Raw genomic sequence first — 23,964 nt, forward strand, 5'->3', positions numbered from 1 at the left:
GTGCAGCCCGGAAGGGGTGCACGGCTTGTTGTTGTGGACGCTTCAAGGCGCGGAAATGTTTTTTGATTGAAAGAAAGAGTACAGCGGAGTGGTAGCATACACATGTTCAAGATTGTTGCCTGCATGCTGGGCGCCGCCGTTCTGAGCCTCTCCGCGGCTGGTGCGGAAAAAGGCGTTTCTACCGCTGGGGAAGCTTCCCCCCCCTGCAAGAGAATGGTCTGGAACCGCGGCTGGGAGTTCCGGCTGGAAGACGAACCCGGAAAGAGCGGCTGGCAGACGGCGCATCTGCCCCATACGTTCAGCCTGCCCTATTTCATGTCCGACTCCTTTTACACGGGCCGGGGAGCCTACCGCAAGAAGCTGGTGATGCCGGAGGAATGGAAGGGGCAAAAGGTTTTTCTGGATTGCGGGGCTGCCTTCCAGGTAGCGGAGGTGGTGGTGAACGGGAAGGCCGCGGGCGGCCATGAGGGGGGGTATACGGCATTCCGTACGGATTTGACGCCTTTCCTGAAGCCCGGAGAGAATTGGGTGGAGGTGCGCGTGGACAACCGCTGGAATCCCCGCATCGCCCCGCGGGCCGGGGAGCATACTTTTTCCGGCGGCCTGTACCGGAACGTGCATCTGCACGTGTGTTCCCCCGTGCATATTCCGGCCTGCGGCGTCTGGGTGCAGACGCCGGAAGTGACTCCCTCCCGCGGGAAGGTGCGCATCCTGACGGAGGTGAAGAATGATTCCGCGGAAATGAAGAAGTTTTCCGTGCGCCACACCGTGCGCGAGGAGAAGGGCGGCCGTGTGGTTTTGCGCGGGGAGAAGCCCGTGAAACTGGCCGCGGGAGGGGCGGACCGCATTCAGACGGACCTGCCTCCGCTGGCCGCACCCAAATTGTGGAGTCCGGCAGCGCCCAACATGTACCGCGTGACGACGGAGCTGGTGGACGAGAAGGGGAAGACGCTGGACCGGACTGAAAGTCCCCTGGGTTTCCGCTCTCTGGAGCTGACGGCGGACAAGGGGATGCTGATTAACGGGAAGCCCGTTTATCTGCAAGGGGCCAATGTGCACCAGGACCATGCCGGGTGGGGGGATGCCGTGACGGATGCCGGGGCGCGCCGTGACGTGCTGCTGATGAAGAACGCCGGGTTTAATTTCATCCGCGGCTCCCATTATCCCCATTCCCAGGCTTTTCTGGACGCCTGCGACCGGGAGGGCATGTGCATGCTGAATGAAGGCATTTTCTGGGGCATGGGCGGGTTTAAGAAGGACAACCGCTACTGGAATTGCGACGCCTATCCCTCCGATGAAAAGGACCGGGCCGCTTTTGAGGAAAGCTGCATGCGCCAGGTGAGGGAAATGGTGCTGCAATTCCGGAACCATCCTTCCATCGTCATCTGGAGCATCAGCAACGAGCCGTTTTTCACCCAGCATGCGCAGGAGTCCAGGGAATTGTGCGCCAGGCTCATTGCGCTGGTGAAGGAGCTGGACCCGACGCGCCCCGTGTGCGCGGGGGGAGGCCAGCGCGGGAATTTTGACAAACTGGGGGACCTGGCCGCTTTCAACGGGGACGGCTCACGCGTGAAGACGCCCGGAAGGCCCAGCATGGTGACGGAATACGGTTCCGTGAGCTGCAAGAGGCCGGGAGCGTACGCGCCGGGCTGGGGGGACATGAAGAAGGACAAGGACGCCGGCGTCCGCTATCCCTGGCGCATCGGCGAGGCGGTCTGGTGCGGGTTTGACCACGGCAGCATCTGGCCCTCCGGCGGCCGCATGGGCATTGTGGATTATTTCCGCATCCCCAAGCGCGCCTGGTACTGGTACAGAAATGAGTTCAAACGCATTCCCCCGCCGGAATGGCCCGTGAAGGGAACTCCGGCGCAGGTGAAGCTGTCCGCGGACAAGAAGGTGATCAGCCCGGCGGACGGCACGGACGACGTGCACGTGACCGTGAAGGTAGCGGACGCCTCCGGCAGGCAGATAGCCAATGCCGTTCCGGTGACGCTCACGGTGGAGTCCGGCCCCGGGGAGTTCCCCACCGGCAAGAGCATCACGTTCACGCCCGGAACGGACATTGACCTCATTGACGGCTGCGCGGCTATTGAGTTCCGGTCCTATTATGCCGGGAAAACGGTCATTAAGGCCTCTTCCCCCGGATTGAAGGGGGACAGCCTCCAAATCGTTTCCCGGAAGGCTCCGGCGTACGCGGCGGGCAGGAGCGCGGAAACGGCGGACAGGCCCTACAAGCGTTTTACCGCACAGGAAAGGGATGCCCAGCTGGCGCGGTACGGCCAGTCCGGAACCGGGGAAAAAGCCAATCTGGCGGCATTGAGGCCCTGTTCCGCTTCATCCAATGTCCAGGACGCGATGAAGGCGTCCGACGGGGACGGCGCTTCCGCATGGAAGCCGTCCGCGGATGACAAGGCGCCGTGGTGGCAGCTGGACATGGAGTTTGAATTCCGCCTGGACCGGGTGGAGGCGAAGGCCGCCGGAAACTGGAAGGGGCAGCCCCCCGTGGTGCAGGTCAGCAGGGACGGCAACACCTGGAAGGACGTCAAAACCGTTCTGAACAAGGATGGGACGGGGCTGACCGCAGCGTGCCCGGAGGACGCCGGAGCCAGGTATGTCCGCATCCGGCTGTCGCCGGGGCAGGGGATTGCGGAAGTGGCCGTATGGCCGGCGGATGCCTCATGAGGGCTCCCGTTCCTCCGGAGCGGGGGGCTTTTTCCGGCCTCTCCGCGTGCCGGAGCCGCCGGAATCCTCTTCCGCCCGCTGGCGGCGCAGCTTGTCCCAGTACGCCAGCCGCTTGTTGATTTCCCGCTCAAAGCCCCGTTCCGGCGGCTTGTAGAACTGGCGGCGGGGCATCTTGTCCGGAAAGTAATTCTGGCCGGAGAAGGCGTCCGGCGCGTCGTGGTCGTACGCGTAATTTTTCCCGTAGCCCAGCTCCTTCATCAGTTTGGTGGGCGCGTTCAGGATGTGCGCCGGAGGCATCAGGGAGCCGTGTTCCCTAGCCGCCTTCCGCGCCGCGCCCCAGGCGGTGTAGGCACTGTTGGATTTGGGGGCGCAGCCCAGGTAGATGACCAGTTCCGCGATCGCCAGTTCTCCCTCCGGGGAGCCCAGGCGTTCATAGGTGTCCCACGCGGCAATGGCCATTTGCAGCGCGGCGGGGTCCGCCAGGCTGATGTCCTCCATGGCGAAGCGGGTCAGGCGGCGCAGCAGGTAGAGCGGGTCTTCTCCGCCCTGGAGCATGCGTGCGGCCCAGTACAGGGCCGCGTCCGTATCAGAGCCGCGCAGGGATTTGTGCAGGGCGCTGATGAGGTTGTAATGGCCTTCCCGGTCCTTGTCGTAAACCGGGGCGCGCTGCTGGACGATTTTCAGCAGGGCTGCCGTGTCCAGCGTTTCATCAGGCTTGCAGAGGTCAAAGACGCTTTCCATCAGGTTGATGAGGTAGCGGCCGTCCCCGTCCGCCAGTTCAATGAGGGTGGCGCGCGCCTCCGGAGCGAGCGGCAGCTTGCGCTGGAGAAGTGATTCCGCCCGCTCAATGATGCTTTCCAGCGCCGGAGCGTCCAGGGAATGCATGACGAAGACCTTGCAGCGGGACAGCAGGGCGCTGTTCAGTTCAAAAGAGGGGTTTTCCGTGGTGGCCCCCACCAGCGTGACGGTTCCGTTTTCCACGTAGGGCAGAAAGCCATCCTGCTGCGCGCGGTTGAACCGGTGGATTTCATCCACGAACAGGAGGGTTCCCTGACCGTATTCCCGCCGTTTGGCGGCTTCGTCAAAGGCTTTTCTCAAATCCGCCATGCCGGAGAAGACGGCGGAGAGCGCGACGAAGTGCATGGACGTGCGCGTGGCCAGGATGCGCGCCAGCGTGGTTTTTCCGCAGCCGGGCGGTCCCCACAGGACAAAGCTGGTCAGCTTGCCGGAGTCCGCCATGAGCCGGATGGGGCCGCCTTCCCCCAGCAAGTGGTCCTGGCCCACGATTTCCTCCAGGGCGATCGGTCTCAGGCGGTCCGCCAGCGGCCGGTCCGCGAAGGCGGCAAAGAGGCCCGGCGTATCGTCTTTTTTCATGTTCTCCATCATACGCCGCGGGAAAAAGGAAGGCAAGGGGCGCATTATGGCATTTCAGGCGGACGGGGCGGGATGGCGTGTCATGGAGCGGGAGGCTTGCGGGCCGCTTTTGACGGGATTGAGGAAAAGGCGGGAGGAAAAGAAAGACTCCCGGGGGAAAGGGTGTATACTGGACATGATGTTCCGCCGTGTTTTCCCTTTATTCCTTTTCCTGTTCTCCGGAATGTGCTGCCTGTCCGCGAATGCGCAGGACCGGATTATTCCCCGTCCCGTATCCGTCAAGGTTGCGGACGGGAACGCGGCAAAGCCCGTGAGGCTGGATGGAGGCACGCGCATCGTGTGCCGGGAGAAGGACGCCGGGTTTTTGCGGCAGGCCCGTCTTTTGCAGCAGTTTTTATCACGCGGAACCGGACTTTCCCTGGCGGGGGAGGGGGGCGCAGGAATCATCCGCATTGAAAAGGACGCTTCCCTGAAACAGTACGGGCCGGAGGCGTACCGCCTGGAAGCGGCGCCCGGAAGCATCGTGATCAAGGCCGCAGCTCCCAGGGGAGTGTACTATGCCGGGCAGAGCCTGGCGCAGATGCTGCCTGCCGCGTTTTTTGACGATGGCGCGGACAAGGGAGCCGTAAGCTGGACGGTGGCGGAGAAGCCTTTTTCCATGCTGGATTACCCGCGGTTTGCGTGGCGCGCCTTCATGCTGGATGAAGCAAGGCATTTTTTTGGAGAGGAGGAGGTGAAGAGGCTGATTGACCAGATGGGGCTTCTGAAGATGAATATCCTGCACTGGCATTTGTCCGACGATGCCGGATGGCGCATCCAGATTAAAAAGTATCCCAGGCTGACGTCCATCGGCGGCAAGCGGAGGGATACGGAGATAGAGACGTGGGGGAGCGGCAAGTATGAGGGCAAGCCCCATGAAGGTTTTTATACGCAGGAGCAGATCAGGCGCATCGTGCGCTATGCGGCCGACCGGAATATAACGATTGTACCGGAAATAGATATTCCGGGGCATTCTGCCGCGGCCACGTTCTCCTACCCGGAATTGAAGTTGTCCGCCAAGCCCGTGACGGAGGTTCCCGTCAGCTTCAATGACGGAACCGCCTTTGACCCCACCAACGAGCGGACCTATCAGTTTCTAGGAGACATCATGACGGAGCTGGCGGCCCTGTTTCCCGGCGGCATCATCCACATTGGCGGCGACGAGGTGCGTTATAAGAAGTACTGGGCGGGCGTCCCCCACATTGAGGAGTTCATGAAGAAGAAGGGCATCAGGAATTTCCCGGACCTTCAGATCATGTTTACGAACCGGATTTCCGGCATGCTGGCGAAGAAGGGAATAAGGATGATCGGATGGAATGAGATTCTGGGGTCCGACGTGCACAATGACGGCGGCCAGGGGGCCGCGCTCGGCAAGCTGGACGGGAAGGCCATTATCCATTTCTGGTACGGCTCCGACAAGATTGCCGCCAAGGCGGTTGAAGACGGCCACCAGGTGGTCAATTCCACTTCCCACATGACTTATATGAACAAGGGTTACGACAAGCTCCCCCTGTCCAAATCCTATTCCTTTGAACCCGTTTTTGCAGGGTTGAAGCCGGAACATCAGAAGAATGTCATCGGCCTGGGCTGCCAGGTCTGGACGGAATGGATTGCGGATGCGGAGAAATTGCACCGTCATGTGTTCCCCCGGATTGCCGCTTATGCGGAGACGGGCTGGAGCCGGAAGGAGGACAAGGATTTTCAGGATTTCCAGAGGCGTCTGCCGGGTTATGAGAAGATTCTGGACGCCGTAGGCATCAAGCACGGGGAAGGGAAGTAGTTTAAATCACGCCGCAGCGGCTCGCGCCCCGTGGCGCAGCGGCGTTTCTTCCGGCAGGGGCGTGTTGGGTTTTCCTCTCCGGCGGGGCCGGGCTCCTGTGCCCGGGCGATTGTTCCGCGCCATTCCGGGTGCTCGCGAATGGCAAGGGCGTGATTTCCGGAGATGAGGGCGTCTTGCACGGGGCGATGACTGTCTTTTTTCCGAAGGGACCGTTACCGCTTCAACTCCGGTCCGGCGGGGAACGGAGCCTCTTTTCAGGAGGCCTGCCGCTTTTAACGGTTTGGCTCACTCTGCCATGGCGTCAACAAAAACGGGGAAACCGGCCTCCAACCAACCATGGGCCAGCAGTTTCAAGACCTGCCGATGTCCCGCTTTTACCAATTAAATAAGATTATAAGGAGAATAAGACGATGTCCTTGATATCCTCACATTATCATCAGCTTTACACGCCGGAAGACGCTGCCGTAGTTTTCATTGACCACCAGCCGCAAATGACCTTTGGCGTAGCCAGCATCAACCGTGCCGACCTGATCAATAACGTCATTTTGCTGGCGAAGGCCGCCAAGCTGTTCCAGGTGCCCACCGTGGTTACAGCCGTGGAAACGGAGGCTTTTTCCGGTTATGTCTGGCCCCAGCTTCTGGATGTTTTTCCGGGCCAGCATGTTATTGAACGCACGTCCATGAATTCCTGGGATTCAGATGAGTTCCGGAAGGCCATCAAGGCCACGGGCCGCAAGAATATCCTCCTTACCGGACTCTGGACGGAAGTGTGCGTCGCGTGGCCCGCCATTGAAATGATCGGCGACGGCTATAATATTTACGTGGTGGAGGACTGCTGCGGCGCCACCTCCAAGGACGCCCAGAAGGCGGCCCTTTCCCGCATTGTCCAGGCGGGCGGCACGCGGCTGACGACCATCGGCGCTCTTCTGGAGTTCCAGCGCGACTGGAAGAACAAGGAACATTACGATGCCTTGATGAATCTGCTCAAGCAGCAGGGCGGCGCTTACGGCGTGGGCGTGGAGTACGCCTACACGATGGTTCACCATGCTCCCCAGTCCGCCCTGTCCCCTCAGGTAGTGAAGCATGACGCCTGAATGCCCGCAGCGTTTTTCCGGCGTGCCTTCCGTTGACGCGGAGCGTGCGCCGGAGGAAAAATCCTGAATATACCTCAGGCATGAACGCCATGAATCCTTCAGAAGAGGTGACCGTTGTGGTGCGCCGGCATATTCTGCCGGGGCATGAAGGCCAGTTTGAGCACGCCATGCGGGATTTCGTCAATTTTGTGCTGAGCTGTCCCGGGCATGTGGGCATCAGCGTCCTGCGGCCCTCCGACGGAAACGGGGAGTATGTGGTGGTGGACCGTTTTGCGAGCGCCACCGCCAGAAAGGCCCTGGTTTCCTCCCCGGAGTACGAACGCTGGATGAAGCTGCTTGGAGCCCATACGGAGGGGGAAGTCCATATCCAGGAGATGAACGGCCTGGACGCCTGGCTGAACCAGCCGGGCACCCCGATGATGACGCCGCCGCGCTACAAGACGGCGGCGGCTACCTATCTGGGCGTGTGCCTGGTCATCTTTCTCCTGAACGTCACCGTGGGAGGGCCCATCCGCGCCCTGCTTCCCGCGTGGCTTTCCTTTTTCCTGTTCAATGCCTGTGTGGTGGCTCTGCTCACCTGGGTGTTCATGCCGCTGATCAGCGGCATGCTGTCTCCCTGGCTTTTCAAGACGCAGGCCGGAACCGTTCCGGGAACAACCCCAAACCATGAGGAAAACGATGAAAAACAATGATAAGGTTTACGCCGATTTGATGATTTCAAACGGCAATGTAGCGACGCTGGATGAACGCGGCACGATGGCCCGCGCCGTAGCCGTCAAGGATGGAAAAATACTGGCCGTGGGTTCCGACGAGGATGTGGCCAAGTACAAGGGGCCGGATACCCGGGTAATTGACGCCGGGAAAAGGACCGTCATTCCCGGCCTGAATGATTCCCACCTTCACGTGATCCGCGGCGGCCTGAATTACAATATGGAACTGCGCTGGGACGGCGTGCCTTCCCTGGCGGACGCCATGCGCATGCTCAAGGAGCAGGCCCGCAGAACGCCGCCGGGACAGTGGGTGCGCGTGGTGGGCGGCTGGAGCGAGTTCCAGTTTGCGGAACGCCGGATGCCTACGCTGGAGGAGATCAATGAAGCAGCGCCGGATACGCCCGTTTTTGTGCTTCACCTGTACTGCCGCGCCATGCTCAACAAGGCCGCCCTGCGCGCCTGCGGGTATACGAAGGATACGCCCAATCCTCCGGGCGGGGAAATCCAGCACGACAGCGAGGGAAATCCCACCGGCCTGCTGATTGCGCGGCCAAACGCCACCATTCTTTATGCCACGCTGGCCAAGGGCCCCAAACTGCCCCTGGAGCACCAGATCAATTCCACCCGGCACTTCATGAAAGAACTCAACCGCCTGGGCCTGACCAGCATCATTGACGCAGGAGGCGGCTATCAGAATTACCCGGAGGACTACCAGGTGATTGAAGAGCTGCACAAGCGCGGGGAAATGACCGTGCGGATTGCCTACAACCTGTTTACCCAAAGGCCCAGGGAAGAGAAGGAGGATTTTGCCAGGTGGATCAGGATGACCAAGCCGGGAGAGGGGGACGATTATTACCGCTGCAACGGAGCGGGTGAAATGCTCGTCTTTTCCGCCGCTGATTTTGAGGACTTTCTGGAGCCGCGTCCGGACCTTCCCGGAGACATGGAGTCCGAGCTCAAGGGAGTGGTCAGCCTGCTGGCCGCCAACAAATGGCCCTTCCGGCTGCACGCCACGTACAATGAAAGCATCTCCCGTTTTCTGGACGTGTATGAGGAGGTGAACCGGGAGATTCCCTTTGACGGGCTGCACTGGTTCTTCGACCACTGCGAGACTATTGACGAGAAGAACCTGGAACGCGTCAAGGCGCTGGGCGGCGGCATTGCCGTGCAGTGCCGCATGGCGTACCAGGGGGAATACTTCATGGACCGTTATGGAAAGGAGGCGGCGGAACATACGCCGCCCGTGCGCAGGATGCTGGAAATGGGCATTCCCGTGGGCGCCGGAACGGACGCCACGCGCGTGGCGAGCTATAATCCCTGGGTTTCCCTGTACTGGCTGACCACCGGGAAGACCGTGGGGGGAGAGCCGATGTACCGTGAGGAGGACTGCCTTTCCCGTGAAGAAGCCCTCCGGCTTTATACGCAGGGAAGCACCTGGTTTTCCTCAGAAACGGGCAGAAAGGGCGCGATTGTTCCCGGACAACTGGCGGACATGGCCGTGCTGAGCGAAGATTATTTCACCGTTCCGGAGGAGGAGATCAAGGGGATTGAATCCGTACTGACCATCATGGACGGCAGGATTGTTTATGCCGCGGGACCGTTCAAGGATTTGGACCCGGCGCCCATTCCGGTACTGCCGGAGTGGTCCCCCATTGCGGCGTTCGGCGGTTACGGCGCGCCCCTGGACCCGAAGAAGGCGGCCAGGGCGGGCGTTCCTTTCCAGCCGGAGCACCGGCATTCCTCACACTGCCATGAGCACGGCTGCCTGCATTCCGCATTCATGCTGATGGAAGGCGCGGCGAATGCGCCGCGGCCCAGGTATTCCGATTTCTGGGGGTCCGGGTGTGGTTGCTTTGCGTTCTGACGGTAAATGACGCGAAGCTTCCCGCGCCCCGCCTCCGCCGGGAGGACGGGGCGCACTGTGTTTCTCCGGCGGGAATGAGACTGCGTTTTCCCGGAGTTACAGCACTTCCCGGTACAGGGAAATTTCAATGGCTTCCTCCGTCAGGTCGCTCAGGAGGGGAATGATGCGCTGGAAGTGCTCTGAATCCGCATGTACGTCCACGGCTGCCTGGTCCTTCCATTCTTCAATAAAGGTCAGAATATCGGGATCATCCATATCTTCATACAGGTGGTAGGAAATATTGCCGGCTTCCGCACGGCTTTTTTCCACCAGTTCCCGGGCGGTAGCGATGAATTCTTCCCTGGCTCCGGGTTTGACAATGCTTTTGGCGGTAATTTTGATCATAACTGTGGCTGGTTTAACTGCTCCACAGTAAGGTAGCGGAAGAGCCCGTGTCAACGCCCCTTTCAGGGCGTTCCGGTCATGGTTGGATCTCCTTCAGGTTTTTCAGCACATTGGCGCGCGTGGTTTCCGTATGTTCTACGCCGCGCGTGCAGGAAAGCCCACGGTAAAGCCCCACGATTTCCAGGCGGAGGTCCGTGTCCGGACCATGCAGGTCTTCCCGGGTAGGAAAAGGATAGTTGGAAGCGGGGCCGCTCAGGGATTTCATCTGCATGGTATCCAGGTTGAGCAGGCAGCTTTCTATTTCATTGGTAAGCACCAGGCTGCCATACTGGCGGTTATTCTGCGCCCTCAGCCTGTAGATGGTGATGGCGCTTCCGCCCCCGGGATTGATCAGGACGGCCGGAAAGATGTGTTTGCGCCCGTCTTTTTCCCGGACGGTCAGGTCAAAATCACATTCTCCGAAGAACCTGTTGGTGACACGGGAGGAAATGCGGACATCCAGGGGTATCTCCGGAGGCAGGGGAATGCGGGTGGAGGCTGAAAGCGCGGAGCCCGGGGGGAGTTCCGGGACCGGGAAGGGAACCGTGATGATATCAATGGCGCAACTGATGGCGCCGATCAGTACGAAGAGCAGGAGGCCCTTGTTCCGGAGCTGGTCAGTCAGCAATTTACGGGATTCTCCCGGGTAACCCCTGTTGGCAATCTTATCCCGCCGCAGGTAATAGGCAGTGAGCCGGAAAATAACGGCCAGGGCTGCGGCCACGGCCAGCAGCCATCCCAGGGTGAAGGCGATGTCCTCCAGTGTGGACCCTGCGGTGAAAAAGCCGAATATCCAGGTGATGAGTGCGGTCAGCAGGAGGAAGACGGCCAGGAAGGCCACGCATCCGAAAGGCGCCGTGGTGACGGGAATCCAGCTTCTGCCCTGCTTGCCGCACGCACGCAGAATGGTGATGACAAGGAGAAAGGCAAGGATTGCCAGCGTGGAATAGAAATGTTGAAATAAATAATCAAGCATGTCCTGCGGGGAAAATTTGGATATTGACCGGCCGGGCTGTCTCTATTCCGGTTGCTGGAAAAAAGAGTATGCACCTGGCTGTTTCGTGCGCTGTGGAAGAAGGGTGCCGAATTTTGGACCTCTTTATCATTTTAGCCTTTTTTCATCCTTGTTTGCAAGATTTTTCATTTCCTTGTTTCCTGCCACCTGATTTCACAGGATAAATAAGACGCTGTTCCACAATGATGTATGAAAGGAAAACCAGGCTCATCATATTCATGGGACTGGAGCCGGGAGCTTCTGTAAGCAGGGTGAAGTACCTGTCGGTAACGGAATGGAGGGACAGGCACATGACTTTTTTCCGGAGTCGGTTTCTTTTACTGCAAAATAAGGAAGTGCAGAGAGTTGTTTTTACGGTTAATTAAAATGGCAACTTGTTTACTTTGTTTTCAGTTATGGTCTTTATCATATGAAGTTGATAGGGAATTTCTTAAAAAGAAAAATTGATGTGTCTTTTGTGCTTTGCCGTCCTTATGGGATTATACTTGGTGCAGGGGGGGAGCTGCCCGGAACACAGGAGCGGAATGCCAGTTAAATAGAGAAAAAATATCCGGAAAAAACGTTCTTCCTAAAAATTAATGTAAAAATAGAAAATGAATTTAAATGGGATATAAATTTTTATCCAAAAATTTATATATGGAAATCAAATAAATTTGTGAAGTCTGGGAAGGCGATGTTTGAAATCACATGATTAATGACGGGACCCAGTCTGAAAATGTATATTGCCATTTTGCAGCCCCTGAAATGATTCCCTGAAATAGGGCGCTTGCGTGAAAAACCGGATATTCCCCGCGTTTGCCCGGGTGGCAATTCAGAAAATAAAAACAGGGAGTCAGGGGAAGCCTTTTGAGTGAAAAAAGGGGTGTGATGGAATACCCCGGTTCTTCATTCAAGATGGATTCTTGAATCCTTATCCCTCAAAGGGAAAGGATGTTTGCAGGCAGGCGGAATGAAACTTGCCGCGCCTCATGGTTGAAGTGCCGGGATATGCGGAAAGCCGGGCGCCTGCTTTCCCAGGGAAAAGGTTAGGCCTGTTCCGGTTCCGCCAGCACTTTTTTGAGCCTGGCGAAGCGGGGGAGGGAACATTCCTTCTGCATGGCGGTTTCTCCCTGGATCAGCGGCAGCACGTAGTCAATGAACGGCTGTTCCACGCCATTGCCGCGGGCATTGATCCATTCACGGGGAACGAGTTTTTCCACGTTGGCAACGTCCGTCAGGCTGGTCAGTTTGGTCCTGCAGGAATACTGGCCGTTTTCCGTGTTCCGTTCAAAGGCGACCATCTTGTCCGTCTCTCCGGAGATGGCGGCTTCCACGGCGGCTTTACCGGCCATATATGCTTCATCAATATCTGTCCGGGAAGCGACGTGGGAGGCGCAGCGCTGCAGCAGGGAGAGTTCTATGCTCCTGACCTTGGCTCCCGTCTGGCGCTTGACGGATTCCGCCAGCATGGCTCCCAGGCCGCCCAGCTGCATATGGCCGAAGACGTCCCGGTCTCCGGATTCCGCCACAAAGCGACCGTCCGCATACTGCACCCCTTCCGAGACGGCAACCATGCAACTTCCTTTCCTCTTGTAAATACGGTCCACGTCTTCCCAGAATTCCTCCATGCGGAAGGGTACTTCCGGCAGGTAAACGAGGTCCGGCCCGGCGCCTGCATAAGTGGCGAGCGCGGCGGAACCGGCCAGCCAGCCGGCATGGCGGCCCATGATTTCCACGATGGTGACGCGCCCCTTGTCATACACGCGGAGGTCCTGGTGCACCTCCATGCAGGAGGTGGCGATGAATTTGGCGGCGGAGCCGAAGCCGGGACAGTGGTCCGTGCCGTAAAGATCATTGTCAATGGTTTTGGGGATTCCAATCACGCGGCATTCATAACCGGACTGTTGCATGAATTTGGATATCTTGTTGCAGGTATCCATGGAATCATTGCCGCCGTTGTAAAAAAAGTAACGTACGCCGTATTTCCGGAACACTTCCAGCAGGCGGCGGTAATCCGTATCATCCACGGCCGGGTCAGCCATCCTGTAGCGGCAGGAGCCCAAGGCGGAGGCCGGCGTGTACTTAAGCAGCTCAAGTTCCTCCGGGTCTTCCCGGGCCATGTCAAACAGGCGTTCCTGAAGCACCCCCTCAATTCCGTTGGCAGCTCCCAGCACGCGGGTGACCTGTTCGCATTGCAGGGCCGTTTGGATGGCCCCCAGCGCACTGGCGTTAATAACGGCAGTGGGACCGCCGGATTGCCCGATGATGCATGCTCCTTTCAGTGGGTTCATGGGTAATGATGGATGAGAGAGTGTTCTGCCGCGCCCCGTTCCGCGGTGCGGGCGGACCGGGGATGAAATCAGAGTTGACCCTATCCGCAGCCCGGAGGGATGTCAAACATTATTGGCCTTCCGGGCGGCGTCCCCAGTCCGAAAGGCCGGAGCGCAGATATCAGGGTTTTTGCCCCCATGCCTTCTCCATGGCGGCGGCAAAGCGTTCCCCCAGGGTCAGGATTCCGTGCGTGCCCAGATGCAGGGTATCCGTGGGATAAGGCGTGTGGAAATCCATGCTGCGCAGCTGGAGGTCATCCGCAGGGACGTAGACGGCATTGCTGACGGAAAGCGGGGTACGGGCGTGTTCCGCTACATTTTTTTGCCCCTGGCGCACCTCGTCCCTGCCCGGAAAGCGGGCCGGAATGGGCACGGGAAGAACGCTGCCGTAAACGAATACCAGGTCAGGCGCATTCAGATCCGCCCTGATGCGGTTAATCAGGTGGTTCAGGTTTTTGCCGTAGGCTCGGGAATTCTCTTTTCCCGCGATGTCCCTGGCATCTCCCTCCCCCTGCTGCCATGCCATGGCCTTCAGGACGGGGGTATGGCCCTGTTTTTTCAGAGTTTCCAGGCCGTTGCGGACGGTGCGGAGAAATTTGACGTATTCTTCCCCCGGCTTGTCCTGCGGAGTTTTTCCGGGGTTCCATTGGCAGAAAAGGTTGCTTCCGCTCAAGGCATGCTTGATGATGGCCCATTTCTTCTGAGGAAATTTTTTCTGCAACGCCGTTCCCAGGCTTAATTCCACGCCAAAGCGGTCGGGGGATTCGGATGCCGGGCTCAAGGGAATGAGCTGTTCGGTGGGTTTCGTTCCTTTCAGGTATCTGGAATAATACAGGAGAACACGTTCATCCGTTTTAAAGCAGGCCGGGAGGTTTTTGACATAACCCTGGCCTGTGGCGTTTGATTGTCCGCCAATGAGGATGACGTTGATTTCTTTTGCGTGGAGGGAAGGCACCAGGAGCGCCAGCAGAAAGAAGATGAAGGTGCGCATGGACGGAGAGAGGGCGGTGGATTAATGATTCAGGTATTCCTCATACGTTCTCCGGAGAGGAAGTTTATCTTTTTTCCTGCCGTTTTCCGTTTGTTCCCCCGTTTTCCCTTTTTGCGGCATTTTCATGTTCCGGGGGGGCCCTTCCTGAAAACGCATTAAGCGGAGGGGGAGGGATGGCGCACGGAGACGGACTGTCCCGGGTAGATTTCCGGAATGACGGAAATGCTCTTGATGCTTTTGCCGGAGGTCAGGGCACGGAGCATCCGGATGAGCTTGTGGACCGTTTTTGTCTGGTTTTCCTCATAATAGGTGATCGGGGGGAGCAGGCGCTCCATAAAGGGCTCATACGTCAGGCTTACAAGGCTGAGCTGGTTCGGGATGCTCAGGGAGCGGGCTTCAACCCAGGAAAGGAGGGGGACAATCTGGTTGCCACGTGTGGCTACCAGGGCGGACATGTCCGGATGTTCCCTGAATGCCTTGGCGAGGTATTCAAAGAAAAGAGGCGTTTCAAACGGGGTGGGGATCAGCACGGGATTCCAGCCCTGTGCCGTAAAGCTGAAAAAGCCTTTCTGCATCAGTTGATGGCCTTTCAGCGGATCCGGAGGCAGGCAAAGGCCGACCGTCCGGTGGCCTTTGTTCCAGAGGTGCTGCGCCGCATGGTGCGTGGTGGCAGCCCAGTGACGGTCCAGATAGGGCAGGTTGCTGCTCTGGTAGGAAGTGCCGCGTACGATGCAGGGGATGCCGTGCGTCTTGAACCAGAGCTGTGTTTGTTCCGAGGAGCGGTGGAGTATCCAGCAGACGCATTCGGATTTGGTCACCAGCTTGGCGAGCCGTTTGTCCGGGTTGTTGCCTAAAATCCAGGGAGCTTCAAAGATGCGGACGCTGATGCCGTCTTCCTCCAGAATCTTGGAGATGGTATAGATTTCCGCCAGTACGCTTTGCGCCAGCCTTTTAAGGGGCTGGGGCGTCAGGAATCCGATGATGCCCCTTTTCTCCTGAACAGGATGGGCGGGAACATTCCAGTCCGCCCCTTCTTCCGTGGTTTTCAGGATGCGCCGCGGCACCTTGATGCGCGCTGGGGCTATCCAGGCATCCCGCTCCAGAAGGGCCAGGGCCTTTCTCACGGTTTCTCTCCCCACGGACAACCTGTTCCCAAGTTCCCGTTCTCCGGGGAGAATGTTGACCAGGCTGCCGCTGAGAATCATCTGTTTGATTTTATTGGCTACGGTTTCAACCAATGAAGATGCGGGCAACGAGGTCATATTCTTGTATATACGTATTGGCCTGCGGAAATTCGAGCCAATTGTAGGGGACCGGACCGTGGTCAATTTTCATATAAATGTTATTGGAGAAGTAAGTGACTGGCATTCTGTAATATATGGTGAATTTTATACTCCTGGTCTTTTTCGATGCCGGAGTTGGGGTTGTTGGTCTGTTCATTATGATTCATAATCAATTGGTTATGATTATTTTTCAATATGTGGCGAGTGGTTGTAATTGTTTTATAAAATATTTAAAATAAACAAGTTTGTACGTTGTTCTTATCGGTGGTGTCATTTTTGATGCCGGTTCCCCGGGCTAGGGCCTGTGCCTTCTCCGTTTTCCAGGCAGGGAACTTGCACGTATCAACATGGATGACTTGCGCTTTTTTCCGTTACTAAATCTGCGTGATGAAAGTAAATACCATACCGGGCGCATCCTATGCGTTGACATGTACGGCAGCATGCACTGTCCAGGCAGTCCTTGGTGACGCCTCCACCGTGACCCTTCTGGAGGCCGGAAATCCCGGCCAATATATTTTTGTGGCACCTACGGATGCTGTGGAGGTTTCCGATGAATATGCGCTGGTGACGCAGACTTTTAAAGCGGCCGCCCCGGGATTGTCTGCCCAGGGCGGCCGTCATGGAGCCAATCCGGACGCAAGCCTTAACAGGGAAATATTACAATGATGAAGGAGCTTCAATTCTATTTTCCAAAACCCGGCAAGTGGGGAGAGTTCACATTGACCGCCATTTTTCCGGATGAGTCAGGATTTATTCAGAACCAGCGCTACAGGGCCCGCGATTTGTCTGCGGAGCAGCTGGAGGCTTTCTCCGGGGTAGTAGCAATCCTTGCCGTTCTGTCTGATGAATGGAAAGCCACTCAGGCCTGGGCACGGCTGGTCCCGGTTGCCGCCCAATCCTCCACGGAGAATGGGGCAGAAGCCGTTGAAACGATTGAGAAGGTTGTTTTGACTGTGGAGGCTGTCAATCCCCGCAGGGCCCGCAAATTATTCACCAGCGCGGACTATCCGGAGTTTACCATTCCCGGAGCGGCGGCAGTGGAGTTTTTCAGGCAATTTACGGACAGTCCATCCGTTTCCGCATGAGGCAATCCCGGATGGTGGATGTTTTCCGGCTCTACGTCCACGGACATGGATGTGCAGGGAGAGTTTCCATCATCCGGTTTACCAGGCTTCCTCATCTGTTCTGTGGGACGGATATAGGAAGTCAAATACAGAACCCCGGTTATCCTTTTCCCCTACCTAACTGAAAACCAATACAACAATCATGGCCACTCAAATCAAGCGTTTATTTGTCAACGGGTTTCCCAGCCTTTACGGAGGCGCGGGAACAGAACTCCACCATCAAATCATCGTCTGGCGCAAACTGGGTATGGAGGTCCACCTTATCCCTTCATGGGAGTACCACCAGGAGCCCCTCTACAATGAAATGGCCACCCTGGGCGTTATCATGCATGCCCCGGGTGACTGGTCAGCCGTTCAGCCCGGCGATCCCGTGCTCGGCTTCTGCAATGCCGAGTTCCTCCAGGCCCTGCCGGAGATCCGTAAACGCACGAAACGAACCGTCTTCGTCAACTGCATGACCTGGCTCTTTGACAAAGAAAAGGAAGCCATGCAAAAGGGGGAGATTGCCATGTTTCTCTACCAGAACGAAGCCGTGCGCCGGAACGTTATGCCCGTACTGCGCCAACTGAACGGTGATTCTCAAATACAGTTCCTGACCTTCAGCCCCTATTTTCATGCGGAGGCCTTCCCCTTTGTCCGGGAGCGTGATACGGACTTCTTCGGCTGCGGCCGCATCTCGCGTCAGGATGCGGACAAATTCGCGGCCAGCACACTGCATATCTATGATACTTTCGTGTCTCCCGTGTTGAAGCACGGCCTTTTCCTGGGTTTTGACCAGCGTAGCGAAAATAAAATCGGGCGCCCCTTTGACTGGATCCAGATAGCCCATAACCAGAGGGAGGTTTCCCAGCAGGCTTTCTACCGGCACTGCCGAATTGTACTGCAACCTACGGACACCACGGAAAACTGGCCGCGGGTTGGCTTTGAGGCGATGGCGAGCGGCAGCGTGCTTATTGTGGACAACCGTGGAGGGTGGCGTGAAATGGTGGAGCACGGAAAGACGGGATGGCTGTGCGACAACGAGAGGGACTTCATCTACTACGCGTCTAAAATGGCGTATGAACCGCATCTGCGTGATGACATGGCGGAGGAGGCACGGTTAAGAGGTCTGGAATTGGGTGGTTTGGAGGTCTCCATGGAGAGCTGGAAGGAAGTTTTTGAGATGATGGGCAGGCTTCCGGAATAATGCTTAACGGGAAATTCAAGGTATGGACAAACTTCATGTTTCTCCCTGTTTTCTCCCCGGTACGCGTCTGGGCAACGTCATGTTTACCCTGGCGGCGGCTTGCGCCCATGCCTTGCGCGTGGGAGTGCCGTGTCACGTCCCGTGGAATTATAATGATGCTACGCTCCTGTTGCGCTCCCGTCTGGGGGACTGGGTTCTGCCCTCCACTCCATGCGGAGTGAACGAGCCTGCGGCATGGCAGGAGCCCTCCTTTGCCTACCACCCCATACCCCTTCATTGCGGAAAAGGAGCCGCGCACGGCGGGCCTCCACATCCGGCTGGGGGATTACAAGCAGCTCCGCCATAAGCACCGTGTCCACGACATTGATTTTTTACAACGGGCCTTTGCCCACATTTCCCCGGATGTGAACCGGCTCATTTTATTCAGCGATGAACCGGCGGCAGCGGCGGACATGCTTGTACGCGTGCCGGAGTTCAGACGTTTCTCTCTGGAGATTGACCGCAACGATACCTGTAAAGCCCTGCGCCGCATGACGGCCATGGAGGAACTTATCATCTCCTGCTCCTCCTTTTCCTGGTGGGGCGCCTGGCTGGGGCAAACACGCAAGGTAGTTGCTCCGCGCAACTGGTTCTCCGGTGTGATTGAAAACTACCAGGATGTCTACCTTCCTCACTGGATAAAACTATAAATTTCATACACAACCCACTGAAAAATAAAATGAAGATACAAACAATCACCGGACTATGGGTGGGAGGAAATCTCCCGCTGATGGCTCAGCTTTGCATTAAGTCCTTTTTGGATCACGGCCATTCCTTCCAGCTTTTCACCTATAAGCATTACGACAATGTTCTCGAAGGCACGCTTGTCCGGGATGCACGCGAGATTCTGCCGGAAGAAGCCGTGTTTCATCATGAGAATGGAAGCCTCGCGCCTTTTGCCGACTGGTTCCGCAATGAATTCCTGGTGCGGGAGGGCGGTTTCTGGACGGATTTGGACGTGGCGTGCCTGAGCGACGAGTTTCCGGACGTTATGCCGTGGTTCTGCATGCAGGAGCCGGGGCTGGTGGCGGTAGGAGTCATTGCCTTCCCTCCCCGGCATCCCATGATGGAGGCATTACGGGGACTTGCGGAAGATCCGGCATCTCCGGCTCCCTGGGATTCCCCGGAGGAAATTCATGCCAGGGAAGTTTTTGCCAGATCCGTTCCCGACGTGGCGGAACGCCGGCGCAAGGCTCCATGGGGGCATTGCGGCCCGGAAGGTTTTACCCGCGCTCTCAAGCACTTTGGGCTGCTGGAACAAGCAGCCAAGCCCTCGCGGCTTTATCCGCTGCATTATACCGTCTGGCGCAAATGCTACAACGGAGACTGCAATTTGCGCAGTCCGGAACTCTCCAACGCCTGGGCCATCCATCTCTGGGGAGAGATGCTGCGCCGGGAGCCGGATGCATGGGAAAATGTGTCCCGCAACAGCGTTGTGGGAGAACTGCTGGACAGGCATCTGCCGGAACATCCGGCAGGGACGGCTCCTGCACCAAGGAAGAAAGTCAAGGTGCTGGTAGGCATTTGCAGCTGCAATAACGCTGCCAACCGGCGCAAGGCGTGCCGGGAGACGTGGCTCTCCCATCCCGTTCCCGGCATTGAGTGCAAGTTTTTCCTTGGCCGCAGGAAACCCATTGAGGGAGAAGATGACGTGGTTGCCCTGTGGGTGAATGACGATTACGCTCATCTTCCGTCCAAGGGACTGGCGTTCTATAAGTATGCGCTGGAGCACTATGATTTCGACTGGCTTTTCAAGTGTGATGACGACACTTATCTGGCGCTCGACCGTCTGGAAAGCTTGTGCGACGACCGTTATGATCTCATTGGGGACATGTGCGTGGAGTCACGTAAATCACCCAGCGGAGGAGCAGGGTACCTGATGAGCCGCCATCTGGTGGAGCTTTTTGTCACCCATGCTTCCCAGGTGCCGGATACCGGTTGTGAAGACCTTATTTTTGGAGCCTTGGCGGTGGAACTTGGCGTCCCGATGATGGCCTCCCGGCGGCTGGTCATGAGTTCCTCCCCTGCACCGCACAGGGAGAACGACTTGGTTACGGCCCACTGGTATTCTCCGGTGCGTCTGCATGATATAGAGATGCTGTTCCATGATACCCCCATCGGTGTTTTTAAAGGTTGCCACCCTGATTGGGAAGACGAGGTTCTTTTCTTCCGCAACGGGCGCTTTCTGCGCAAGGAGAGCGGCTGCACGGGCCGTTATTTTCTCAACGGTGAGGCCTGTTTGATTCTTAAGTGGGATAACTGGCCGGAGGAATCCCTTTTCCGGGACGGCGGAGTTTTCCGCCAGGGAGGCTTTAGCCTTTCTCCCACTCCGGGACAGCCTTCTCTCCTGGCTGTATTAACCTCCACCCATGCCTGACCATTATGAAATGCGTTTTTCTCCAAACTCCGGGGGAGACCATGGAAGGTCTCGCGGAAATGAGCAGTCTTGGGTTTGAGTGCGTGGCCTATCCCTCCACGCAGGATACCAGTTCCCTGCGCGATACGCGCTATGAAGAATTTGCCTCTTTCCTGGGCCGCGTTCCGGACTGGACGGATACGCCCAAGGTCCGTTCTCTGCGCGCTTCCTTTGCCCGGATGCTGTTGGATCCTGCTTTTGAAGATGATGATTTCATCATCTTCGGTGAGAGTGACTCCACCCCTACCGTTGAGGCTTCCGTACTACGGCAAGCTGTGGAAGAAGAATTCCTGCGGCATCCGGAAGTGGATATACTGCGTCCATTTCTGGAGCTGGCTACCGGCCCGTCATTGCCTCCCACTTGTCCGGCTCATTTGCGTTTTGAGCCGCTCCATACTTCTCCGCGCACGCTGGATTCCCCCTATGTATGGGGAACACATGCGGTCGTTATTCCGGTGCGGAGCCGGCAGAAGGTTGCCGACCTCTTTCTGGACTGGCGGCTGCCTATAGACACCACGATGGAGGCAGCCTGCGCGGAAGGAAAGCTCAGCATGCGCATTACTCCTCATAACCTTTTTTACCAGAAGCCCCGTACATCCCCCATCAATTTGTCTCAGGAACCGGGCCGGAACCGCCGCATGGCTCTTTGCCTGGCTTCCTACAAGAGGCCGGAGGATCTTCAGCGCCAAATTTTTTCCATGATGAACCAGAGTTATGGAAACTTCCACCTGTTTGTGGCCGTCAAGGGGATTCCCGAATTCTTTGTCAACACCTTCATCATTCCCCAGTTCCAGCATTTCATTGAGGCGGGAAAGCTTACCATCCGCTGTTTTCCCAACGGCAACCAGCTTTCCAATCTGCTGGATACGGTAAGAGAGGTTGATACCTCCGGATTTGAGCTTTTCCTCAAGATTGACGATGACGATTTTTACTGCCGGGATTACCTGAAAACCATCAACGAATTTTGTGAAACCGTGCCTGACGGGTATTCCTGCTATTACAGCGATTGGAGCTGGGTGCTTTATAAGCACGGCGGGGTAGTTTCTCCCCAGAAGGAACCTTTTTATGTGTTCGGCTCTTCCCTGGTGATGTCGCGCGAAGTGATGGAACAGGTGTGGAAAAGCGAGGCAGAGCCGGAGATCATCCGCCGGATTATGGCGAAATACTACGGCGGAGAAGGGCACAGCCGCATTGCGTGGTCTGAGGACAATTTCCTGCACAAACTGATGATGGAATTGGGATGCAGCAATATAGCCCCTTTTGTCTCCCGGAAAGGAATGAAACATTTCCTGATGGTCCAACGTTCCAATGCCTCCGTCACGCGTGGAGGGCTGGTACCGGGTGATGCCGTGCAGCATGTGGATGTGGCAAATGCTTCCTCTCCGCGGGAAATGGTGCTTACGCTGATGCATCCGGAATGGATGGATACGGTGCGCATTTACGGTCGGTCAGGCTACCGTGTCTCCAATGGAGACCGGGCCCGCGTGGTGAGGCAGACGGATTCCTCCATCACTCTGGGCTGGGAGAAATGGGGAGAAGAGGTCTTCGTCCGGAATACGGATGGTTCTTATCATCTCAAATAATTCATTCCTGTTACATCCATGACCGGTTCCTGTTCCATTCTGCCTGCTCTTATAGAACTGGGTGAGTTTCAATACTGCGCTAACGAGGGTAATATAGGAGATTTGCTTATTGACATTGCCACACGGCAGTTTTTCCGCCGCCATCACCTGCCGGTGAGGCATGAATCCCATCAGCATGTTGTGTACGGCGGGGGAGGACGGTTTGTGCCCTTTTATGGGTCCCTTGAAGTTCAAGTGGCCAAGTTGACCTCCGCACGGGTGGAACGCTGCATCATTCTCCCGCACAGCTTTTACCAGGTGGATTCCTTCGTCCGCGTTCTGGATGAACGTCATCTGGTTTTCTGCCGGGAACAACGCTCACTGGACTACTGCCGTTCCCTGAATGAAAGGGCGCAGTTTCTTCCGGCAGACGACATGGCGCTTCACTTCTGCCGGGATTATTCTCCACCTTCTGATCCGGAAGAGGGGGGGGCTTCCCATTGCCTGAAACCATGGGCTGCTTCTCTCGTGGAAAAAATCCGGAAGGCTGTGCAGGAATCCTCTTTCCCTGTATTCCGGGAAAATTACTGGCAGCGTGGGGTTTTCCTGCCGCGCCGGGGCAAGGAGAGCGCTCTGCCTGCGGAATTGGTCCTGGGGCAGGATATTTCCGATCTCTGGAGTGGCACGGGGGACGGTTCCCAGGAGCAGGTTTTTCTGATACAGGGTCTGCTCACTGTGTTGTCCGGATTGGACATCCTCATTTCAGACCGTCTGCACATCTGCATTGCAGGCCTGCTTGCCGGATGCCGGGTATATTTTTTGGATAACAATTACGGAAAACTTTCCGGCGTTTACCGGCAATCTCTGTTGGAGCATCCCCGCGCACATCTGCTTCATTACTCTGAACTCTCCGGACTTTTTCCCGAGATATTTTCTCTTGTCCGCAAATAGTCTGTTTTTGTCCATACCCGCTCCTCCAGGGAAAAGGCATGGACGGGATATGTGATTCCAGAGGCCCTGCCTCATGCGCAATTCATCCAACAATGAATTTCTTCTGAAAACGGGCGGCAAGCTCATTCAGAAGCTGATCTCTCCTACCATTAACTCAGTAACAAACAAATAAAAAACTAAACAACATGGTTACAGCAAACAAGAATGTCGGACGCGTTATTTACGAGAAGTCCGACAGTTACAGCAAATCCGAGAACGCCACATCAGGAGATGTGTTGTCTCCCGTCACTGACTCTTTCATTGTTCCAGAGGGAGGGGCTACTGCCGAGGTAAGCCTCACCGTGGACGATTGGGGCAAGCTCTCTATCTCCGGTCCCGGAGGAATATTTGAGCTTGATCTAACGTCTGCTGCCGCTGATCCCGGAGAGATGGGCGGCCAACAGGAGTGCTCCAAGACCGGCTCCTTTAAGCTCATTCCCGGGGTATACACGCTTACGGTAACGCATGAAAATGCCGACTTGCCTTCTGGTGAACCCAACAAATCCGTATGCATTTATTCTGTAATAGTGACGGCCAATGAAGAGGACACCGGTTTAACACCATCGTCATCGAGCAGTTCTTCAAATGACGGATATGATTGGAGCACTTCCGACGGTAGTGGGGGGATTTCTTCCTCTAGTTCGGGAGAAGATTCATCATCTTCGTCCGAGTCGTCCTCGTCTTCGAACAATAGTAGTTCGTCGTCCAGTTCGAGCAGCAGTTCGTCGTCCAGCTCAAGCAGCAGTTCGTCGTCCAGTTCGAGCAGCAGTTCGTCGTCCAGCTCAAGCAGCAGTTCGTCGTCCAGTTCGAGCAGCAGTTCGTCGTCCAGTTCGAGCAGCAGTTCGTCGTCCAGTTCGAGCAGCAGTTCGTCGTCCAGTTCGAGCAGCAGTTCGTCGTCCAGTTCGAGCAGCAGTTCATCGTCCAGTTCGAGCAGCAGCTCGTCGTCCAGCATCAGCAATTCTTCCTCATCCAGCGACATCCCGCCGGAAGATAAGGAAATCTGCTGCAAATGCGGTTCTTGTACTGATTCGGAAGGTAATGAATATACCATTGCTACGGAAAAATTGCCAGATGATCCCAGTA

The 23,964-nt window shown here is 56.9% G+C and carries 19 protein-coding genes; 12 read left to right on the plus strand and 7 right to left on the minus strand.

The window, feature by feature from the left end:
* Window positions 1–102 precede the first annotated feature (102 nt).
* Window positions 103–2,682: a glycoside hydrolase family 2 TIM barrel-domain containing protein gene (locus ABGM91_RS09040; protein ID WP_354831625.1), complete on the plus strand. Its 2,580-nt coding sequence runs from the start codon at window positions 103–105 to the stop codon at window positions 2,680–2,682.
* On the opposite strand, the gene ABGM91_RS09045 is transcribed toward ABGM91_RS09040, so the two are convergent.
* The gene (locus ABGM91_RS09045; protein WP_354831628.1) at window positions 2,677–4,056 is read right to left on the minus strand and encodes a replication-associated recombination protein A; all 1,380 of its coding nucleotides are present in this window, start codon (window positions 4,054–4,056) and stop codon (window positions 2,677–2,679) included. The genes ABGM91_RS09040 and ABGM91_RS09045 overlap by 6 nt on opposite strands.
* A 223-nt stretch (window positions 4,057–4,279) precedes the next feature.
* Between ABGM91_RS09045 and ABGM91_RS09050 the strand changes: the two genes are divergently transcribed.
* From ABGM91_RS09050 to ABGM91_RS09065, 4 genes are all read left to right on the plus strand, one after another.
* The gene (locus ABGM91_RS09050) at window positions 4,280–5,875 is read left to right on the plus strand and encodes a beta-N-acetylhexosaminidase (protein ID WP_354831631.1); all 1,596 of its coding nucleotides are present in this window, start codon (window positions 4,280–4,282) and stop codon (window positions 5,873–5,875) included.
* A gap of 410 nt (window positions 5,876–6,285) precedes the next feature.
* Window positions 6,286–6,969 (plus strand): isochorismatase family protein, encoded by a 684-nt coding sequence (locus ABGM91_RS09055; RefSeq protein ID WP_290565118.1) that lies wholly within the window; start codon window positions 6,286–6,288, stop codon window positions 6,967–6,969.
* Window positions 6,970–7,058: 89 nt separating this feature from the next.
* A complete protein-coding gene (locus tag ABGM91_RS09060; RefSeq protein WP_354831634.1) occupies window positions 7,059–7,661 on the plus strand; it encodes an antibiotic biosynthesis monooxygenase in 603 nt (200 codons plus the stop codon).
* Window positions 7,648–9,543 (plus strand): amidohydrolase, encoded by a 1,896-nt coding sequence (locus tag ABGM91_RS09065; RefSeq protein WP_354831636.1) that lies wholly within the window; start codon window positions 7,648–7,650, stop codon window positions 9,541–9,543. Before ABGM91_RS09060 ends, ABGM91_RS09065 begins: the two co-directional genes overlap by 14 nt.
* A 96-nt stretch (window positions 9,544–9,639) precedes the next feature.
* Here ABGM91_RS09065 and ABGM91_RS09070 read toward each other — a convergent pair whose 3' ends face one another.
* The 5 genes from ABGM91_RS09070 to ABGM91_RS09090 form a co-directional block, all read right to left on the minus strand.
* Entirely contained in the window at window positions 9,640–9,927 is a 288-nt protein-coding gene (locus ABGM91_RS09070) for a putative quinol monooxygenase (protein ID WP_290566714.1), read from the minus strand.
* Between the two features lie 76 nt (window positions 9,928–10,003).
* A complete protein-coding gene (locus ABGM91_RS09075) occupies window positions 10,004–10,942 on the minus strand; it encodes a hypothetical protein (RefSeq protein WP_215428745.1) in 939 nt (312 codons plus the stop codon).
* A gap of 1,064 nt (window positions 10,943–12,006) precedes the next feature.
* A complete protein-coding gene (locus ABGM91_RS09080; RefSeq protein WP_354831641.1) occupies window positions 12,007–13,251 on the minus strand; it encodes a 6-phosphofructokinase in 1,245 nt (414 codons plus the stop codon).
* A 160-nt stretch (window positions 13,252–13,411) separates the two neighbouring features.
* Complete coding sequence (locus ABGM91_RS09085; protein ID WP_354831643.1) at window positions 13,412–14,281, minus strand: sialate O-acetylesterase; 870 nt, start codon at window positions 14,279–14,281, stop codon at window positions 13,412–13,414.
* A 155-nt stretch (window positions 14,282–14,436) separates the two neighbouring features.
* Window positions 14,437–15,543, minus strand: a complete 1,107-nt coding sequence (locus ABGM91_RS09090) for a substrate-binding domain-containing protein (protein WP_354831646.1) — start codon at window positions 15,541–15,543, stop codon at window positions 14,437–14,439.
* A gap of 408 nt (window positions 15,544–15,951) precedes the next feature.
* Between ABGM91_RS09090 and ABGM91_RS09095 the strand changes: the two genes are divergently transcribed.
* From ABGM91_RS09095 to ABGM91_RS09125, 7 genes are all read left to right on the plus strand, one after another.
* Complete coding sequence (locus tag ABGM91_RS09095; protein ID WP_354831649.1) at window positions 15,952–16,230, plus strand: hypothetical protein; 279 nt, start codon at window positions 15,952–15,954, stop codon at window positions 16,228–16,230.
* Window positions 16,227–16,649, plus strand: a complete 423-nt coding sequence (locus ABGM91_RS09100) for a hypothetical protein (protein WP_354831652.1) — start codon at window positions 16,227–16,229, stop codon at window positions 16,647–16,649. Before ABGM91_RS09095 ends, ABGM91_RS09100 begins: the two co-directional genes overlap by 4 nt.
* A 181-nt stretch (window positions 16,650–16,830) precedes the next feature.
* Entirely contained in the window at window positions 16,831–17,874 is a 1,044-nt protein-coding gene (locus ABGM91_RS09105) for a glycosyltransferase (protein WP_354831655.1), read from the plus strand.
* Between the two features lie 251 nt (window positions 17,875–18,125).
* A complete protein-coding gene (locus ABGM91_RS09110; protein ID WP_354831658.1) occupies window positions 18,126–18,563 on the plus strand; it encodes an alpha-1,2-fucosyltransferase in 438 nt (145 codons plus the stop codon).
* Window positions 18,564–18,592: 29 nt separating this feature from the next.
* On the plus strand, window positions 18,593–20,290 hold the full coding sequence (locus ABGM91_RS09115; RefSeq protein WP_354831661.1) for a hypothetical protein: 1,698 nt from the start codon (window positions 18,593–18,595) through the stop codon (window positions 20,288–20,290).
* A 41-nt stretch (window positions 20,291–20,331) separates the two neighbouring features.
* Complete coding sequence (locus ABGM91_RS09120; protein ID WP_354831664.1) at window positions 20,332–21,912, plus strand: hypothetical protein; 1,581 nt, start codon at window positions 20,332–20,334, stop codon at window positions 21,910–21,912.
* Window positions 21,913–21,930: 18 nt separating this feature from the next.
* Entirely contained in the window at window positions 21,931–22,842 is a 912-nt protein-coding gene (locus ABGM91_RS09125) for a polysaccharide pyruvyl transferase family protein (protein ID WP_354831667.1), read from the plus strand.
* Between the two features lie 553 nt (window positions 22,843–23,395).
* Here ABGM91_RS09125 and ABGM91_RS09130 read toward each other — a convergent pair.
* Window positions 23,396–23,890, minus strand: coding sequence for a hypothetical protein (locus ABGM91_RS09130; RefSeq protein WP_354831670.1), 495 nt, complete (start codon window positions 23,888–23,890; stop codon window positions 23,396–23,398).
* Window positions 23,891–23,964: the final 74 nt, after the last annotated feature.

It is taken from the genome of Akkermansia muciniphila (genome assembly GCF_040616545.1).
In the GTDB taxonomy this organism is placed as follows: domain Bacteria; phylum Verrucomicrobiota; class Verrucomicrobiia; order Verrucomicrobiales; family Akkermansiaceae; genus Akkermansia; species Akkermansia muciniphila_E.

Coding starts and splice junctions, on each gene's coding strand:
- ABGM91_RS09040 (WP_354831625.1), top strand. CDS start 103: ATGTTCAAGATTGTTGCCTGCATGCTGGGCGCCGCCGTTCTGAGCCTC.
- ABGM91_RS09045 (WP_354831628.1), bottom strand. CDS start 4,056: ATGAAAAAAGACGATACGCCGGGCCTCTTTGCCGCCTTCGCGGACCGG.
- ABGM91_RS09050 (WP_354831631.1), top strand. CDS start 4,280: ATGTGCTGCCTGTCCGCGAATGCGCAGGACCGGATTATTCCCCGTCCC.
- ABGM91_RS09055 (WP_290565118.1), top strand. CDS start 6,286: ATGTCCTTGATATCCTCACATTATCATCAGCTTTACACGCCGGAAGAC.
- ABGM91_RS09060 (WP_354831634.1), top strand. CDS start 7,059: ATGAATCCTTCAGAAGAGGTGACCGTTGTGGTGCGCCGGCATATTCTG.
- ABGM91_RS09065 (WP_354831636.1), top strand. CDS start 7,648: ATGAAAAACAATGATAAGGTTTACGCCGATTTGATGATTTCAAACGGC.
- ABGM91_RS09070 (WP_290566714.1), bottom strand. CDS start 9,927: ATGATCAAAATTACCGCCAAAAGCATTGTCAAACCCGGAGCCAGGGAA.
- ABGM91_RS09075 (WP_215428745.1), bottom strand. CDS start 10,942: ATGCTTGATTATTTATTTCAACATTTCTATTCCACGCTGGCAATCCTT.
- ABGM91_RS09080 (WP_354831641.1), bottom strand. CDS start 13,251: ATGAACCCACTGAAAGGAGCATGCATCATCGGGCAATCCGGCGGTCCC.
- ABGM91_RS09085 (WP_354831643.1), bottom strand. CDS start 14,281: ATGCGCACCTTCATCTTCTTTCTGCTGGCGCTCCTGGTGCCTTCCCTC.
- ABGM91_RS09090 (WP_354831646.1), bottom strand. CDS start 15,543: ATGACCTCGTTGCCCGCATCTTCATTGGTTGAAACCGTAGCCAATAAA.
- ABGM91_RS09095 (WP_354831649.1), top strand. CDS start 15,952: ATGAAAGTAAATACCATACCGGGCGCATCCTATGCGTTGACATGTACG.
- ABGM91_RS09100 (WP_354831652.1), top strand. CDS start 16,227: ATGATGAAGGAGCTTCAATTCTATTTTCCAAAACCCGGCAAGTGGGGA.
- ABGM91_RS09105 (WP_354831655.1), top strand. CDS start 16,831: ATGGCCACTCAAATCAAGCGTTTATTTGTCAACGGGTTTCCCAGCCTT.
- ABGM91_RS09115 (WP_354831661.1), top strand. CDS start 18,593: ATGAAGATACAAACAATCACCGGACTATGGGTGGGAGGAAATCTCCCG.
- ABGM91_RS09120 (WP_354831664.1), top strand. CDS start 20,332: ATGGAAGGTCTCGCGGAAATGAGCAGTCTTGGGTTTGAGTGCGTGGCC.
- ABGM91_RS09125 (WP_354831667.1), top strand. CDS start 21,931: ATGACCGGTTCCTGTTCCATTCTGCCTGCTCTTATAGAACTGGGTGAG.